The 14,474-nt window shown below is 74.3% G+C and carries 13 protein-coding genes; 9 read left to right on the top strand and 4 right to left on the bottom strand.

Annotation, left to right across the window (positions count from 1 at the left end; genetic code table 11):
* Nucleotides 1-89 precede the first annotated feature (89 nt).
* From GA0070616_RS07900 to GA0070616_RS07890, 3 genes are all read right to left on the bottom strand, one after another.
* Nucleotides 90-914, bottom strand: a complete 825-nt coding sequence (locus GA0070616_RS07900; RefSeq protein WP_091078674.1) for an ABC transporter permease — start codon at nt 912-914, stop codon at nt 90-92.
* Nucleotides 911-1,846 (bottom strand): ABC transporter ATP-binding protein, encoded by a 936-nt coding sequence (locus GA0070616_RS07895; RefSeq protein WP_091078670.1) that lies wholly within the window; start codon nt 1,844-1,846, stop codon nt 911-913. The genes GA0070616_RS07900 and GA0070616_RS07895 overlap by 4 nt, the downstream gene beginning before the upstream one ends.
* A gap of 103 nt (nt 1,847-1,949) precedes the next feature.
* On the bottom strand, nt 1,950-2,639 hold the full coding sequence (locus tag GA0070616_RS07890) for a hypothetical protein (RefSeq protein ID WP_091078667.1): 690 nt from the start codon (nt 2,637-2,639) through the stop codon (nt 1,950-1,952).
* A gap of 159 nt (nt 2,640-2,798) precedes the next feature.
* On the opposite strand from GA0070616_RS07890, the gene GA0070616_RS07885 reads away from it, so the two are divergent.
* The 7 genes from GA0070616_RS07885 (at nt 2,799) to GA0070616_RS07855 (ending at nt 10,741) form a co-directional block, all read left to right on the top strand.
* Nucleotides 2,799-3,566 carry a GNAT family N-acetyltransferase gene (locus GA0070616_RS07885; RefSeq protein ID WP_091078663.1) on the top strand — a complete coding sequence of 256 codons (768 nt, stop codon included), beginning with the start codon at nt 2,799-2,801 and terminating at the stop codon, nt 3,564-3,566.
* Nucleotides 3,567-3,634: 68 nt separating this feature from the next.
* Nucleotides 3,635-4,570: a lysophospholipid acyltransferase family protein gene (locus GA0070616_RS07880; protein WP_091090200.1), complete on the top strand. Its 936-nt coding sequence runs from the start codon at nt 3,635-3,637 to the stop codon at nt 4,568-4,570.
* Between the two features lie 68 nt (nt 4,571-4,638).
* The gene (locus GA0070616_RS07875) at nt 4,639-5,340 is read left to right on the top strand and encodes a response regulator transcription factor (RefSeq protein ID WP_091078660.1); all 702 of its coding nucleotides are present in this window, start codon (nt 4,639-4,641) and stop codon (nt 5,338-5,340) included.
* Nucleotides 5,337-6,911 (top strand): sensor histidine kinase, encoded by a 1,575-nt coding sequence (locus GA0070616_RS07870; RefSeq protein ID WP_091078657.1) that lies wholly within the window; start codon nt 5,337-5,339, stop codon nt 6,909-6,911. The genes GA0070616_RS07875 and GA0070616_RS07870 overlap by 4 nt, the downstream gene beginning before the upstream one ends.
* 62 nt (nt 6,912-6,973) lie before the next feature.
* Nucleotides 6,974-8,686: a trypsin-like peptidase domain-containing protein gene (locus GA0070616_RS07865; protein WP_091078654.1), complete on the top strand. Its 1,713-nt coding sequence runs from the start codon at nt 6,974-6,976 to the stop codon at nt 8,684-8,686.
* Between the two features lie 170 nt (nt 8,687-8,856).
* Nucleotides 8,857-9,534 (top strand): BON domain-containing protein, encoded by a 678-nt coding sequence (locus GA0070616_RS07860; protein ID WP_091078651.1) that lies wholly within the window; start codon nt 8,857-8,859, stop codon nt 9,532-9,534.
* Between the two features lie 145 nt (nt 9,535-9,679).
* On the top strand, nt 9,680-10,741 hold the full coding sequence (locus GA0070616_RS07855) for a glycosyltransferase family 4 protein (RefSeq protein ID WP_091090191.1): 1,062 nt from the start codon (nt 9,680-9,682) through the stop codon (nt 10,739-10,741).
* Nucleotides 10,742-10,826: 85 nt separating this feature from the next.
* Here GA0070616_RS07855 and GA0070616_RS07850 read toward each other — a convergent pair whose 3' ends face one another.
* Nucleotides 10,827-12,479 carry a serine/threonine-protein kinase gene (locus GA0070616_RS07850; RefSeq protein ID WP_091078647.1) on the bottom strand — a complete coding sequence of 551 codons (1,653 nt, stop codon included), beginning with the start codon at nt 12,477-12,479 and terminating at the stop codon, nt 10,827-10,829.
* Nucleotides 12,480-12,624: 145 nt separating this feature from the next.
* Between GA0070616_RS07850 and GA0070616_RS07845 the strand changes: the two genes are divergently transcribed.
* Both GA0070616_RS07845 and GA0070616_RS07840 read left to right on the top strand, forming a co-directional pair.
* Nucleotides 12,625-13,458: a patatin-like phospholipase family protein gene (locus GA0070616_RS07845; RefSeq protein WP_091078644.1), complete on the top strand. Its 834-nt coding sequence runs from the start codon at nt 12,625-12,627 to the stop codon at nt 13,456-13,458.
* The gene (locus GA0070616_RS07840; RefSeq protein ID WP_091078640.1) at nt 13,458-14,474 is read left to right on the top strand and encodes a 1-acyl-sn-glycerol-3-phosphate acyltransferase; all 1,017 of its coding nucleotides are present in this window, start codon (nt 13,458-13,460) and stop codon (nt 14,472-14,474) included. The genes GA0070616_RS07845 and GA0070616_RS07840 overlap by 1 nt, the downstream gene beginning before the upstream one ends.

The following is a 14,474-nucleotide window of genomic DNA, read 5'->3' as shown; positions in this document are numbered from 1 at the left end:
GCGGACCGCGAGGTGGGCGACGGTCGCGCGAGACGACGGTGGGGGCGACGCCCGACGGCGTCGCCCCCACCCGTACGTGCGGCCCCTGGTCAGGAGATGTCGCGTCGCCGCATCGTCAGCGCGCCGATCGCGCCGGCCACCACGGCGTACCCGATCAGCACCGCCGCGCCCGCCCACCGGGGCGGATTGCCGGGGATGTCGGTCCCGGCGACCATCAGGCTCGACGCCAGCGAGGGCACCAGCAGCTGGAGATCGTTGATCCACTCGCCGTAGCGCGAGGCCAGGAGCGCGATGACGGTGGCCGCGCCGATGGTGCCGCCCAGGTAGAGCAGGATGCCGGTCACCGTGGCACCGATCTGGCTGCGGATCAGCACACCCAGGCCGACGCCCAGGATCGCCCACAGCAGGTAGGCGAGGCCGTTGAGCGCGATCGCCTCCCACGCCTCGCTCGCTCCCAGCTGGGAGCCGACGCCGGTGGCGTTCAGTACCGCCGTGCCGGCGACCAGGTTGAGCGCCGTCGTGAACAGCCAGAACAGCACGCCCAGGCAGGCCGCCGCGACGAGCTTCGCCAGCATCACCGCGGTGCGGTGCGGGGTGGTCAGGAAGGTCGTGGTCACCGTCTGGTGGAAGAACTCGCTGGTCACCACGACCACACCGAGCAGCATCACGATCATCAGGCCGAAGAGTTGACCGTTGGTGTAGAGGTTCGCCGCCAGCGCCGCCGGGCTGGACAGCGCCTCGACCGCGTCGGCCTGGTCGGCCGGCACCTCGCCGAAGCTGTCGCCGGCCAGCGCGTCGGTCTGCAACCAGTTGAACAGCAGAGCGATGCCCCACAGCGGCAGGGCGATCAGCCCGAAGATCCACCAGGTGCTGGTGGTGCGGATCTTCAGCAGTTCGGATCGGACCAGGTTCATCGGATGCCCGCCTTCCCGGCCGTCAGTTCCAGGAACACCCGTTCGAGGTCGGGTCGTTCGGTGGTCAGTTCGTGGAGTTCCACGCCAGCGGCCAGGGCGACCCGGCCCACGGTCGGCGCGTCCACCCCGGAGATCAGCAGCGGGCCGGTCGGGTCCGCCTCGACGGTCGCGGACTCCGTCGCCAACGCCGTGGTCAGGGCCTCGGCGTTCGGGGTGCGGACCCGTACCCGGGCGCCCTGGGCCATCGAGCCGATCACCCGGTCGACCGGGCCCTGACGGACCAGCCGACCCGCCGCGATGATCACCACGTCGTCGGCGAGCAGCTGCATCTCCGACAGCAGGTGGCTGGAGACGAGCACGGTCCGCCCCTGGCTGGCCAGGCTCTTGAGGAACCCGCGCATCCACCGGATGCCCTCCGGGTCCAGCCCGTTGGCCGGTTCGTCGAGGATCAGCACCCGCGGGTCGCCGAGCATCGCGGCGGCGATGCCGAGCCGCTGCTTCATGCCCAGCGAGTAGCCCTTGAACCGGCGCTTCGCCGCCGGGGCCAGACCCACCATCTCCAGCGCCTCGGCGGCGCGCTGCTTCGGCAGGCCCGCCGCCGCGCAGATCACCCGCAGGTGGTTGATGCCGGTGCGGCCCTTGTGCGCGCTGGACGCCTCCAGCACCGCGCCGACGTGCCGCAGCGGGTCCGTCAGGTCGGCGTACCGGTGTCCCCCGACGGTCGCCGTGCCGGCGGTCGGGGTGACCAGGTTCAGCAGCATGCGCAGGGTGGTCGTCTTACCCGCACCGTTCGGGCCGAGGAAGCCGGTCACCCGTCCCGGCTCGACGGTGAAGGACAGGTTGTCGACCGCCCTGAGGTTGCGGTACTGCTTCGTCAGACCGGACACCACGATCTGTCCGTCAACGGTGGGGCTTCGCTGCCCGTCAGTCATCGTTCTCCTTCTCCCAGGGTGCGGCGTCGGGGTGCGCCGTTGGACAGCCTGCCTGGTCAACGCAACCAGACCATCGGGCGCGGTCCGTAGTTCCCTCTCCACCTCAGGCAGGAGGCCGGTCCTCCGCAGGGACGACCCGTGGCGCCGGCACCGCGACCCAGGTGGCCCGCGCCACGCCGAGCAGGGCACCGCTATGACCGTATAGGCTGGAATGCACCAGCGCCCGGCGCCCCTCGGTGGCGACGGCTGCGCCGGTGACCACGCACTCCTCGCCCGGCTGCGGCAGACCCCGCACCACGGCCGCGAGCCGGCCCAGCAGGTAGGGCCGGCCCGCCCCGATCACCGCCCAGCCGCCGGGGCAGTCCAACGCCGCCCACACCGTCGCCACGTCGACCTGCGCGGGTGCCCGGAAGGGCGCCGCCGTCCGGCCGTCCGGCAGCCGGCCCGGGAAGATCCGCAGGCCGTCGTCGCGGTCCGGCCCGCAGACGTAGCAGCCGGGGAACGGGTGGTCCACCAGTCCGGGGTACGCCGCGGCGGCCTCCCGCGCGGTCGCCGGGTCCACCGGCGGCACCACCGCCTCGACCGGCTCCGCCGGGCCGACCTGCGCGACGAGTTCCCCGTCGGGATCGCGGACCTCCCCGTCGACGAGGGTCAGCGGCGTGTCCAGCGGCGGCGGGCGGCGCAACGTCACCTCGACCGGGCCGCTGCCGCCGTACGCCCCGGCGAAGATCCCGGCACTCCACCCGCCGTTGCCGGAGCCGGGCGGCCCGTTGAAGCGGGACTCGATGATCATCAGCCCTCCCGGTACTGGCTGCCCCGGCCGCGTCGCCAGTCGCCCCGGCAGCCTCGCACACCGGCCGGTCGACGCCGCCCACCGGCCGCCGGCCGGCGTTCACCCGATCGACACCCCTCACCACCGTGGCCGGCAACCCCGGGCCCCTACACAGGTGGCATGGCCGTTTCGCCCCTCGCTGGCGCAGCCCTGACGACCAGCGGATACATTCTGTCAATCGCTGACGACCCGGCCCAGGTCGCCGCCGCCCAGCGGCTGCGTCACCGGGTGTTCGGCACCGAACTCGGCGCTGCCCTGCGCCCCCACCCGGCCGGCCTGGACGCCGACGACCTCGACCCCGCCTGCGACCACCTGCTCGTGCGGCGGGAGGACACCGGCGAGGTGGTGGGCACCTACCGCCTGCTCCCGCCCGGCCGGACCACCCGGCGGTACGCGGAGACCGAGTTCGACCTGCGGGCCCTCGACCCGCTGCGCGACGACCTGGTCGAGGCGGGCCGGTCCTGCGTCCACCCGGACCACCGCACCGGCGCGGTGATCAACCTGATGTGGGCCGGGATCAGCCGCTACCTGCACCTGCGCGGGATGCGCTGGCTGGGGGGCTGCGCGTCCGTGCCGGTCGCCGACGGTGGGCAGGCCGCCGCCGAGGTGTGGGCCCGCGCGCAGGACCGGCACCTCGCGCCGCCGCGGCTGCGGGTACGACCGCTGCGCCCCTGGTTCGCCGAACCCGGCGCGCCGGCTCTCCCCGACCCGGCCGTCCGCGCGGCGGTTCCGCCGCTGCTGCGCGGCTACCTCCGGTTGGGTGCGTGGATCGCCGGCGAGCCGGCGTACGACCCCGACTTCGGGGTGGCGGACTTCTACGTGCTGTTCTCCCTGGACCGGATGCACCCCCGCCACCTGCGCCACTTCCTCGGCGAGGTGCAGCGGTGAGCGTCGGCGCATTCGACACGGTGAGCGTCGGCGCATTCGACACGGTGAGCGTCGGCGCATCCGACACGGTGAGCGTCGGCGCACCCGACCTCTGGCTCCCGGCCTCCGGCTGCTACCCGGCCTGCCTGCCCGTCGACGGTGCCGTGCCGGCGGTCTCGGCGGCGCGGCAGGCGGCGCGGCTGCTCGCCGTGCTCGGAATGCTGCTGCTCGGTGTCGGCATGGCGGCGGTGCTCCCGGTGCTGCCCGTACGGGAGCGCCGAACCGCGCTGCGAAGCTGGGCGCGGGCCACCGTCCGGGCGTTCGGGGTGCGGCTGGTCGTGCGGGGCCGGCTGCCCCGCCGCCGGGCTCTGGTGGTCGCCAACCACGTCTCCTGGCTGGACGTGCCGGCGCTGCTCGCGGTCGCGCCCGCCCGGATGGTGGCCAAGGGAGAGGTGCGGGGCTGGCCGCTGCTCGGACTGCTCGCCCGGGTGGGCGGCACCCTGTTCGTCGACCGCTCCCGCCCCCGGGACCTGCCGGAGGCCGTGGGCCGGGTGCGGGCCGCGCTGCGGACCGGGCACACGGTCGCGGTGTTTCCCGAGGGCACCACGTGGTGCGGCGTGTCCGCCGGATGCCGACCGGCCCGGGGTTTCCGGCCGGCGCTGTTCCAGGCGGCCGTTGACGCGGGCACCCCGGTGGTGCCGCTGCGGATCAGCTACGGATGCGCCGGGACCGGTGCCCCGAGCACCGCGACCGCGTTCCTCGGCGAAGAGACGCTGTGGCGGTCGGTACGCCGGGTGCTGGCCGCGCCGGGGCTGGTGGTGTCGGTGACGGTCGCCGGGGTGCTGCACCCGGCCGCCGGCACCGACCGGCGGGCGCTGGCCAGGGCCGCCGAGTCGGCGGTACGCCTCGTGCCGTCGTCGGCGGGCCGCCCGTCCGCGGCGCCGCGACGGGTGTCCGCCGGCCCGCCCGCCGCCGTGGAGCCCGCCGCCGTGGAGCCCGCCGGGGAACTCGACCTGGCCGCCTGAACACGCTCACAGGTTCTTTCCAGCCTCCGTCCAGCGCGGGTGCAGCGTGAGCGCGGATGATGGGCGGCATGGCCGCTACCCAGACCGAGGCGCGACTGCTCGTCGTCGAGGACGATCCCAACATCCTCGAACTGCTCTCCGCCAGCCTGCGTTTCGCGGGCTTCGACGTGGCGACCGCGACCAGCGGCAGCGCCGCGCTGCACGCCGCCAAGGACCACCGGCCCGACCTCGTGGTCCTCGACGTGATGCTGCCCGACCTCGACGGCTTCGAGGTGATCCGGATGCTGCGCGAGGGTGGCACGCGTACCCCGGTGGTCTTCCTGACCGCCCGCGACGCCACCGACGACAAGATCCGCGGCCTCACCCTGGGCGGCGACGACTACGTCACCAAGCCGTTCAGCCTGGAGGAACTGACCGCGCGGATCCGCGCCGTGCTGCGCCGCACCAGCACCGGCGAGCAGGCCCCGGCCCGGCTCACCTTCGCCGACCTGGAACTCGACGAGGAGACCCACGAGGTCTACCGCGCCGGGCAGCGGGTCCAGCTCTCGCCCACCGAGTTCAAGTTGCTGCGCTACCTGATGCTCAACGCCAACCGGGTGCTGTCCAAGGCACAGATCCTCGACCACGTGTGGAACTACGACTTCCGTGGCGACGACAACATCGTCGAGTCGTACATCTCGTACCTGCGGCGCAAGGTCGACACCACCCAGCCCCGCCTGATCCACACCCTGCGGGGGGTCGGGTACGTGCTGCGCAAGCCGGCGGCGTGAACGCGTACCAGCAGGGCAAGCTCCGGCTGCGCGGCATTCCGCTGCGCGTCAAGCTGGTCGCGGCGGTCCTGACCCTGGTCGCGGCGGCGCTGCTGGTGATCGCATCGCTGACCACGTTCTTCCTCCGCAGCTACCTCATCGACCAGGTCGACGCCGAACTGCGCGGCGCGGCCCGCAACGTCGAACTCGCGCTGCTGGCCGGCCAGGAGGGCCCGATCGGCTTCCCCACCGACTACCTGGTGGTGGTGACCGACCGCAGCAGCGGGAAGGTGTATCCCGAGAAGTACGACGTGCGCCAGTTCGACGAACGGGACCTGCCGCTGATCCCGGCGAACGCGGCGGGCTTCGAGGAGCGGGCCGGGGAGCCCGTCCCGCAGCGGGCGAGGGGCAGCGAGGTGCGGTGGCGGATGCTCTACACGCAGCTGCCCAACGGCCAGTGGGCGGCCATCGGCCAGCACCTCACCGACGTCGACCGGGCGGTCACCCGGCTGGTCTGGATCGACGTGCTGGTCGGCGGGGCGGTCCTGGTGCTGCTCGCCTCGATCGGCGCGGCGATCGTACGGACCAGCCTGAAACCGCTGGTGGAGATCGAACGCACGGCCGCCGCCATCGCCGGCGGCGACCTGAGCCAGCGGGTGCCCGACCCGGAGGAGGGGGATCCCTGCCCCACCTCGGAGCTGGGCCGGCTGTCGCGGGCACTGAACGCGATGCTGACCCAGATCGAGGTGGCCTTCACCGCACGGGCGGCCTCGGAGATCGCCGCCCGTGCCGCCGAGGCCGCCGCCCGCGACGCCGCCGGGTCGGCGCTGGCCTCCGAGGCGCGGGCACGCCGCTCGGAGGAGCGGATGCGGCAGTTCGTGGCGGACGCCTCACACGAGCTGCGTACGCCGCTGACCACCATCCGGGGCTTCGCGGAGCTGTACCGGCAGGGTGCCGCCCGCGCACCCGAGCAAACCGCCGACCTGCTGCGCCGCATCGAGGACGAGGCGTCCCGGATGGGGCTGCTGGTGGAGGACCTGCTGCTGCTGGCCCGGCTGGACCGGGAGCGACCGCTGTCCCTGGCCCCGGTGGAGTTGCCCGTGCTGGCGGCGGACGCCGTGGAGGCCGCCCGCGCCGTGGCGCCCGACCGGCGCATCGACCTGGAGATCGCCCCCCACTCCGGGCCGCTGGTGGTGCGGGGCGACGACGCGCGGCTGCGCCAGGTGATCGGCAACCTGATGACCAACGCACTGCGGCACACCCCGGCCGAGGCGACGGTGACGCTGCGGTTGCGTGCCGAACCCGGCGACGTCACCGTGGTGGAGGACGTGGCCGTGGTGGAGGTGGCCGACACCGGCCCGGGTCTCACCCCCGAGCAGGCGGAGCGGGTGTTCGAGCGGTTCTACCGGGCGGACGCGGCACGGACCCGGCGGGCCGGCGGCACCACCGGGACAGGGCTGGGGCTGGCGATCGTCGCCGCTCTGGTCGCCGCCCACGAGGGCACCGTCGAGGTGGCGGAGACGGCGGGTGGGGGAGCGACCTTCCGGGTCCGGCTCCCGCTGGCCCCGAACGCGGACGGTGAGGGCGGGTGACTTTCAGCTAACGTTCAGCCCCGGCCCAGCCTCGTCCTAGTGTCACCGGGCACAGTGGTGACATGACCGAGTACGAGTCCGACCCGCAACGGCGGCCGGCCCCCTCCGACGCCGACCCGGCATCCCCCGAGCTGCCTGGCGCCGAGCGTGCGCAGTCCGACCCCGCCGAACCGACCGAGGCGCTCCGCGTCGCCGGTGCGCCGGAGTCCCGCCCCGGCAGCCCGTCCGACTCCGCTTCCGCCTCCGACGGCGGCCACGCCGCTGCCGAGGCCGCCCGTGACGGCGGTTCTGCCACGCCGTCGGCCCCGCCGTACCCGCAGGCCGGGCAGCCGCAGGCCGGCCCGTATCCGGCCGCCCGCCAGCCCGGCGCACCGTTCCACCCTGGTCAGCAGGGCCCCTGGGCCGGCCCGCAGCCCGGCCGTCCCGGGCCGGGAACGGGCAACCCGGGCTCGTCCCAGCCCGGCTATCCGGCCGCGCCGCAGCTCGGCTACCACGCCGCGAACCAGCCCGGCTACCCGTCCGCCGCCCAGTCGGGCTATCCCTCCACTTCCCAGAGTGGCTACCCCGGGGCCCAGTCGGGCTATCCGGCCCCGGCCCAGTCGGGTTACCCGGGCTCGTCCCAGTCGGGCTATCCGGCCACGGCCCAGTCGGGCTATCCGTCCGCGCAGCCCGGCTACCCCGGCGCGGGCTACCCGGGCCAGCCGGCGGCACCGTGGGCCCCGGCGCCGCAGTCGGGCCCCCGGCCGGGCCGGATCGCCAAGTTCGCCGGCGCCGGTGTGGCGGTCTTCGCCCTGATGCTCGGCTCCGGCGTGGCCGGCGGCGCGCTGGTGCACGCCCTGGACAGCGACGGCGGAGTGACCCGCACCTACTCCGCGGCACCCGTGATCAACGGCGCGGATCTGCCGAAGATCGCCGCCGCCGTACAGGACAGCGTGGTGTCGATCGCCACCGACAGCGGCGAGGGCTCCGGCGTGATCCTCAGCGCCGACGGCTTCGTGCTGACCAACAACCACGTGGTCGCCTCGGCCGACAACGTCCGGGTGATCTTCGCCAACGGCACCATCGCCCAGGCGGAGATCGTCGGTACCGACCCGAAGACCGACCTGGCCGTACTCAAGGCCGGCGGCGTACGCGACCTGAAGGCGGCCACCTTCGGCGACAGTGACGCCATGCAGGTCGGCGACCAGGTGCTCGCCCTCGGCAGCCCGCTGGGCCTACAGGGCTCCGTCACCGCCGGCATCCTCAGCGCCCGTGACCGCACCATCTCCGCGGGCAGCCAGCAGGAGCCGGGCCGGGGCGCCAGTTCGATCTCCGGCCTGCTCCAGACCGACGCGCCCATCAACCCGGGCAACTCCGGGGGTGCGCTGGTCAACACCCGGGGCGAGGTGATCGGCATCAACACGGCCATCGCCACCTCCGGGCAGAGCAGCGGCAACATCGGTGTGGGCTTCGCGATCCCGAGCAACAAGGCCAAGGACGTGGCCGGCAAGCTCCAGCGGGGCGAGAAGGTCAGCCACCCGTCCCTCGGTGTCAGCGTGAACGCTGCCCCGGGCGGTGGCGCGCTGGTCGCCGCCGTCAGCCCCGGCAGCGCCGCCGAACGCGCCGGGCTCCAGCGCGGCGACGTCATCATCCGCTTCGGCGACAAGGTGATCAACGACTCCACCGATCTCGTCGGCGCCGTGCAGGCCGGCAAGGTCGGCGACCGGGTCGAGGTGACCTACCAGCGCAACGGCGCCGAGGCCAGCGTCGTCGTGACGCTCGCCGAGGCGTCCTAGGCGGTACCGGGCAACCAGCTCCCTCCTCGGGCGGCGGGTGACGCGACCAGCGGTCGCGTCACCCGCCGCCCGTTTGGCGTGTCGGGACCGGTTCACCCGGTCCGGGTGAGCCCGGCCCACCCCGCCACGAGGCAGCGTGGGACCAGCCGAGACGTACGGGAGGGGTTGCCATGACCGCCACCGCGGCCGCCGTCCGCAGTGACGACCTGATCCAACGTGACGTGCTCGCCGAACTGTCCTGGGCGGCCGAGGTGCACGCCACCGGCATCGGGGTGAGCGTGTCCGACGGTGTGGTCACCCTCACCGGGCAGGTGGACGGCGCGGCCCGGAGGTGGGCGGCGCAGCGCTGCGCCCACCGGGTACGCGGGGTGCGGGCGGTCGCCGACCAGATCGAGGTACGCCCGCCCGGCCCGGTGGAGGTGACCGACGGCGACCTGGCCATCGCGGCCGTCCGCGCGCTGGACTGGGACAGCTTCGTGCCCGCCGAACGGCTCGACGTGACCGTGTCGGCCGGCTGGGTGATGCTGCGCGGCGAGGTCGAGTTCGGCTGGCAGCGGCGCACCGCCGAGGCGGAGCTGCGCCGGCTGCGCGGCGTACGCGGGGTGACAAACCTGGTCGAGGTCAGGCCCGACACCCCATCGGACAACGACCGGATCCGTCGGGACGTCCAGCGGGCCCTGCTGCGGGGCATCGGCACCGAGCGGGTGACGGTCGAGGTGCACGACGGGGGTGCGGTCGTGCTGGGCGGGGTGGTCCGCTCCGGGTGGGAACGCGACCAGGCGGAGCGGATCGCCTGGTCGACCGGGGGCGTCCGGGCGGTGCGGGACCGCCTGCTGGTCGGCGGTTGACCCGGCGGGGCGACGTCGTTTGGTGCCACCGGCAGTGGGAAACCCCCACCGACCGCTCCGCCGGGGCGCCCGTGCCACCGCAGACCGACGGGGAGGACTCGTGGCCGACAACCACCTTCCGGCCGAGCGGCCGCTGCGCATCGCGATGGTGGTGCCGCCGTGGCTGTCGGTGCCTCCACCGGGGTACGGCGGTCTGGAGAACGTGGTGGCGGGGCTGGTCGACGCGTTGGTGGCGCGCGGCCACGCGGTGACCCTGTTCGGGGCCGGCGAGCACCACGGCACCGCCGCCGGCTTCGTCTCGACCGGGCCGCAGTTGCAGTACCACCGCCTGGGCGAGTCGCTGCCCGAACTGGCCCACCTGGCCCGGGTCAACGACCTCGTCGACCCGGCCGACTTCGACGTGATCCACGACCACACCACCATCGGGCCGCTGGTCGCCGGCAGGCGGGCGGTGCCGACCGTCGCCACCGTGCACGGCAACCCCGTCGGTGAGTACGGCACGGTGCTCGGCGACACCGACCACGGAGTCGGCCTGGTGGCGATCTCACACGCCCAGCGCCGCCTCAACCCGGGGCTGCCGTGGGTCGGCACCGTACACAACGCGATGGACGTGCAGGGCATCCCCCGCAAGTACGCGCCCGGTCCCGGCCCGGTGCTCTGGCTGGCCAGGTTCAGCCCCGACAAGGGCCCCGACCTCGCGATCCGGGCCTGTCGGGAGGCGGGGCTGCCGCTGGTGCTCGCCGGCAAGTGCAACGAGCCGGCCGAGCGGAGCTACTTCCACGAGGTGGTCCGGCCGATGTTGGGCGAGGACGTGACGGTGGTGATGGACGCCGACCGGACCGCCGCCCTGCGGCTGCTCGTCGAGGCGCGCTGCCTGATCATGCCGATCCAGTGGGAGGAGCCGTTCGGCATGGTCATCCTGGAGGCGATGGCGACCGGCACGCCGGTGGTGGCGCTGCACCGGGGCTCGGTGCCCGAGCTGGTCCGGCCCGGTGTGACGGGCCTGGTCTGCGAACGCGACGACGAACTGCCCGCCGCGCTGCGCGCCGCGTCCCGGATCGACCCGGCGGACTGCGTGGCGCACGTCGTGGAGAACTTCTCCACGCAGCGCATGGCGCTCGGCTACGAGGCGGTGTACCGCCGGTTCGTCGGCGCCGCCGTGCCACCCGTACCGGTGCGCGAGCCGCCCCGGGTCGCGGCCCGCTGAGGGACTCCGCGCGGCTCCGGCCGGCACGGCTCAGGCCCCCGCAGCTCAGGTCCGCTCGGACCGGCGCGGTTCAGGCTCGCACGGTTCAGGCCCGCGCGGCACCGAGCGCGGTGATCGCGGCGTCGAGTTGGCGGGCGTACTCCGCGCTCAGCGAGCCCTCAGCACGGCGGATGGCGACCTTCTCGCGCAGTCGGGCCACCGCCGGGCCGAGCGCGTCCTCGCCGCGGGCAGCCGCGCCGGTCAGGTTGCGCAGCTCGTTGCGCAGGTCCTGGCCCACGTCGGGACGGATGCCGCCGTCGTCGAGGCCGGCCTCGATCAGCCCGTCGATCCGGTTGGCCGCCTCGATGAGGGTGTCGCCGGTCGCCGGGCTGGGAGTCGGTGACGGCGACGACGGCGGCGCGGGCGGACGCGACGGCGGCGCGACGGCGGACGCCGTGGGCGGGTCGGGTTCGGCGGACCGTTCGACGGGAGAGGGTGACTCGACCGGTGCCTCCGTGGGCAGCGTGACCGGCGGGCTCGGGTCGTCGGGCCACAGCGCGGGAATGGCCAGCGCCAGCCCCAGCGCCAGGACCACCGGCACCAGCAGGACCGGGATCCGGGAGCGCCGTCGCGGTGGCGGGTCGACCTGCGGGCCGGCGTAACCGGGCGGCGCGTCGTCGGCCGGTGCCGCGAGGGCGACCCCGGCGGGCCGGCCCGCTTCCCCGGCGGCCCGACTCCGCCCGTCGGCCAGCTGACCCGGGTTGCCGATGGGCTGAGCCCGTTCCCCGGCCGGGGCCGGTGCGGCCTGGCCCGCGACGGGCTGGTTCCGTTCCCCGGCGAGCCGGGACACGGTCTGGGCCGGGGCGGACTCCACCGCCGGCAGGGTCACGGTGGGGGACAGCATGGTGGCGGCCTGCGGGTCGGCCGGCAGCATCTGGTCGCGCAGCACGGTGGCCACCTGCCGGGCGGTGGGCCGCTGCGCGGGATCGCGGGACAGACAGCGCAGGCAGACCCGGGCCACTCCGGGCGGCAGGTCCGGCAGGTCCGCCAGCGACGGCGGCGTTCCGGTGGCCAGCGCGGTGCTGAGTTGTTCCCAGGTGTCGGCCGGGTACGGCACCCGGCCGGTCAGCGCCTCGAACAGCAGCACCCCGAGCGAGTAGACGTCGGTGTGCGGCTGGGCGGGCGCACCGTCCAGCCGTTCCGGCGCGACGTAGGCGGGAGTGCCGAAGGTGCCGCCGTCCTCGTCGTCGTCGGGCGTGCCGATGCGGGCGGCGATGCCGAAGTCGAGCACCTTCGCGCCCACGTCGGTCATCATCACGTTCGCCGGGGTGATGTCGCGGTGCACGATGCCCAGCCGGTGCGCGGCGGCCAGCGCGTCGGCCACCTCCGCGCCGATGCGCACCGCCTCCGGCCAGGGCAGCGGCCCCTCGGTGAGCCGGAACTCCAACTCCTCGCCGCTGAGCAGCTCCATCACCACGAACGAGGTGATGGAGCCGTCCGGGGCCATCGCCTCGCCGTAGTCGTGCACCGACGTCACGTGCGGGTGGACGAGCTGCGCGGCCGCCCGGGCCTCCTCGCGGACCATGTCCCGGAAGCGGGCGTCGGCGGCGAGTGACGGGGCGAGCACCTTCAGGGCGACGACCCGGTCGAGCACCTCGTCGCGAGCCCGCCAGATCACCGACATGCCACCTGCGCCGATCTGGTCGATCAGCCGGTACCTGCGGGCCAGCAAGCGGCCGGGCTGCAGTGCTGGCTTCACGAACGCACCTGCCTCGGGGTGGGAGCGGTATCAGGTTGCGCGAATGTTTCGCCGGTGTCAACGCCTTCCGGCGCCATCGTGGACCGTCCCGTGCTGGTCGCCCGCTCCCCGAGCGCGGCTGCCCGCTCGTGCCAGGATGAACGGCATGGTTACGGGACCGGTGGCGTTCGTGCTCGGGGGCGGCGGAGTCCTCGGCGCGGTCGAGGTGGGCATGCTGCGGGCGCTGTTCCGCGCCGGCATCCGGCCCGACATGGTGCTCGGCACGTCCATCGGCGCGGTCAACGGCGCGCTCGTCGCGGCGGATCCGACCGAGGCGGTCACCGACCGGTTGGTTCGGCTCTGGGCGTCGCCCGAGGCCAGCGAGGTGTACGGCGACTCCGTCGCCCGGCAGCTTCGGCGCTTCGCCGCCCGGACCCATCTGCACTCGCCCCGTCCGTTGCGCAAGCTGCTGGAGGCCGAACTCGGTGCGGACACCACCTTCGCCGACCTGAAGGTGCCGTTCCGCTGCTGTGCGGCCAACATCGAAAGGGCCGCCGAACACTGGTTCGACCGGGGGCCGCTGGTGCCGGCCGTGCTCGCCTCCGCCTCGGTGCCGGGGCTGCTGCCGCCGGCCCGCATCGGCGACCAGCACTACGTCGACGGCGGCATCGTCAACTCGATCCCGATCGGGGAGGCCGTCGTCGCCGGGGCGACCCGGATCTTCGTGCTCCAGGTGGGGCGGATCGAACGGGCGCTGACCCCGCCCCGCCGGCCGTGGGAGATCGCCCAGGTGGCGTTCGAGATCGCCCGGCGGCACCGGTTCGCGCGGGAACTGGCGGCCCTGCCCGAGGGAGTGGAGGTGCACGTGCTGCCCACCGGCGGGTTGGAGCCGCGGGACGACACGCCGTGGGCGTACCGGGACATGGCGGCCGTGGGGCGGCGGATCAGCCGCGCCTACACCGCGTCCCGGCACTACCTGGCGACCCACCTGGAGCACTGATGCCACTGCCGCCCCGGTGGGCCCGTCGGCTGCTGCTCGGCCCCGGCGTGGTGCTGCTCGCCGGCACGGTGCTCACCACCGTGCCCGTCTGGGCCCTGCTCGCGCTGGCCGTGTCGCCGTTCGTGGCGGGCCGGTTGCGCCCGCTGCGGCTGCTCTGGATCGTCTGCGTCTACCTGGTCTGGGACGCCGCCGCACTGCTGGCCCTCTTCGCCCTCTGGGTCGGCTCCGGCTTCGGCTGGCGGACCCGCTCACCGGCCTTCCAACGGGCTCACTACCGGCTCGCCGGCTGGTTCCTGCGGGCACTGTTCTGGCAGGCCCGGTGGACGCTGCGGTTGACCATCGAGGTGGCCGGTGCCGACCCGGACACGGCCCTGCCCGGCCGGCCCGAGCTGGTGCTGTGCCGACACGCCGGCCCCGGCGACTCGTTCATCCTGATCCACGCGCTGGTGAACTGGTTCAACCGGGAGCCGCGCATCGTGCTGAAGGACAGCCTGCAGTGGGATCCGGCGATCGACGTGCTGCTCAACCGGCTGCCCAACAGGTTCCTGGCACCCGGGCCGAAGGGCCGGGGGTCGGTCAGCGAGCAGATCGGGCACCTGGCCACCGGGTTGGACGACGACGACGCCTTCGTGATCTTCCCGGAGGGGGGCAACTTCACCCCGAGGCGCCGGCTCCGGGCCATCGAACGGCTGCGGGAACTGGGCCACGACCTGATGGCGTTGCGCGCGGAGCGGATGCGGCACGTGCTCGCCCCGCAGCCGGGTGGCCTGCTGGCGGCGCTGGAGGCCGCCCCCGACGCCGGCGTGGTCTTCGTGGCGCACACCGGCCTGGACCGGCTGCTCACCGCAGCCGACGTGTGGCGGGAACTGCCCATGGACAAGCGCATCGTGATGCGGTTCTGGTCGGTGCCGCCCGAGGAGGTTCCCGCCGGGCGGCAGGAACGCATCGACTGGCTGTTCGACTGGTGGGCGCGGATGGACGCGTGGATCGCGGCCAACCGGGACGGCGGCGCGTAG

Source organism: Micromonospora nigra, from assembly GCF_900091585.1.
GTDB classification, from domain to species: domain Bacteria; phylum Actinomycetota; class Actinomycetes; order Mycobacteriales; family Micromonosporaceae; genus Micromonospora; species Micromonospora nigra.
This window is presented reverse-complemented; position numbering and strand designations above follow the sequence as displayed.

Bases quoted from the DNA above. Each gene is read 5' to 3' on its own strand.
- GA0070616_RS07900 (WP_091078674.1), bottom strand. From the start codon at position 914: ATGAACCTGGTCCGATCCGAACTGCTGAAGATCCGCACCACCAGCACC.
- GA0070616_RS07895 (WP_091078670.1), bottom strand. From the start codon at position 1,846: ATGACTGACGGGCAGCGAAGCCCCACCGTTGACGGACAGATCGTGGTG.
- GA0070616_RS07890 (WP_091078667.1), bottom strand. From the start codon at position 2,639: ATGATCATCGAGTCCCGCTTCAACGGGCCGCCCGGCTCCGGCAACGGC.
- GA0070616_RS07885 (WP_091078663.1), top strand. From the start codon at position 2,799: ATGGCCGTTTCGCCCCTCGCTGGCGCAGCCCTGACGACCAGCGGATAC.
- GA0070616_RS07875 (WP_091078660.1), top strand. From the start codon at position 4,639: ATGGCCGCTACCCAGACCGAGGCGCGACTGCTCGTCGTCGAGGACGAT.
- GA0070616_RS07865 (WP_091078654.1), top strand. From the start codon at position 6,974: ATGACCGAGTACGAGTCCGACCCGCAACGGCGGCCGGCCCCCTCCGAC.
- GA0070616_RS07860 (WP_091078651.1), top strand. From the start codon at position 8,857: ATGACCGCCACCGCGGCCGCCGTCCGCAGTGACGACCTGATCCAACGT.
- GA0070616_RS07855 (WP_091090191.1), top strand. From the start codon at position 9,680: ATGGTGGTGCCGCCGTGGCTGTCGGTGCCTCCACCGGGGTACGGCGGT.
- GA0070616_RS07845 (WP_091078644.1), top strand. From the start codon at position 12,625: ATGGTTACGGGACCGGTGGCGTTCGTGCTCGGGGGCGGCGGAGTCCTC.
- GA0070616_RS07840 (WP_091078640.1), top strand. From the start codon at position 13,458: ATGCCACTGCCGCCCCGGTGGGCCCGTCGGCTGCTGCTCGGCCCCGGC.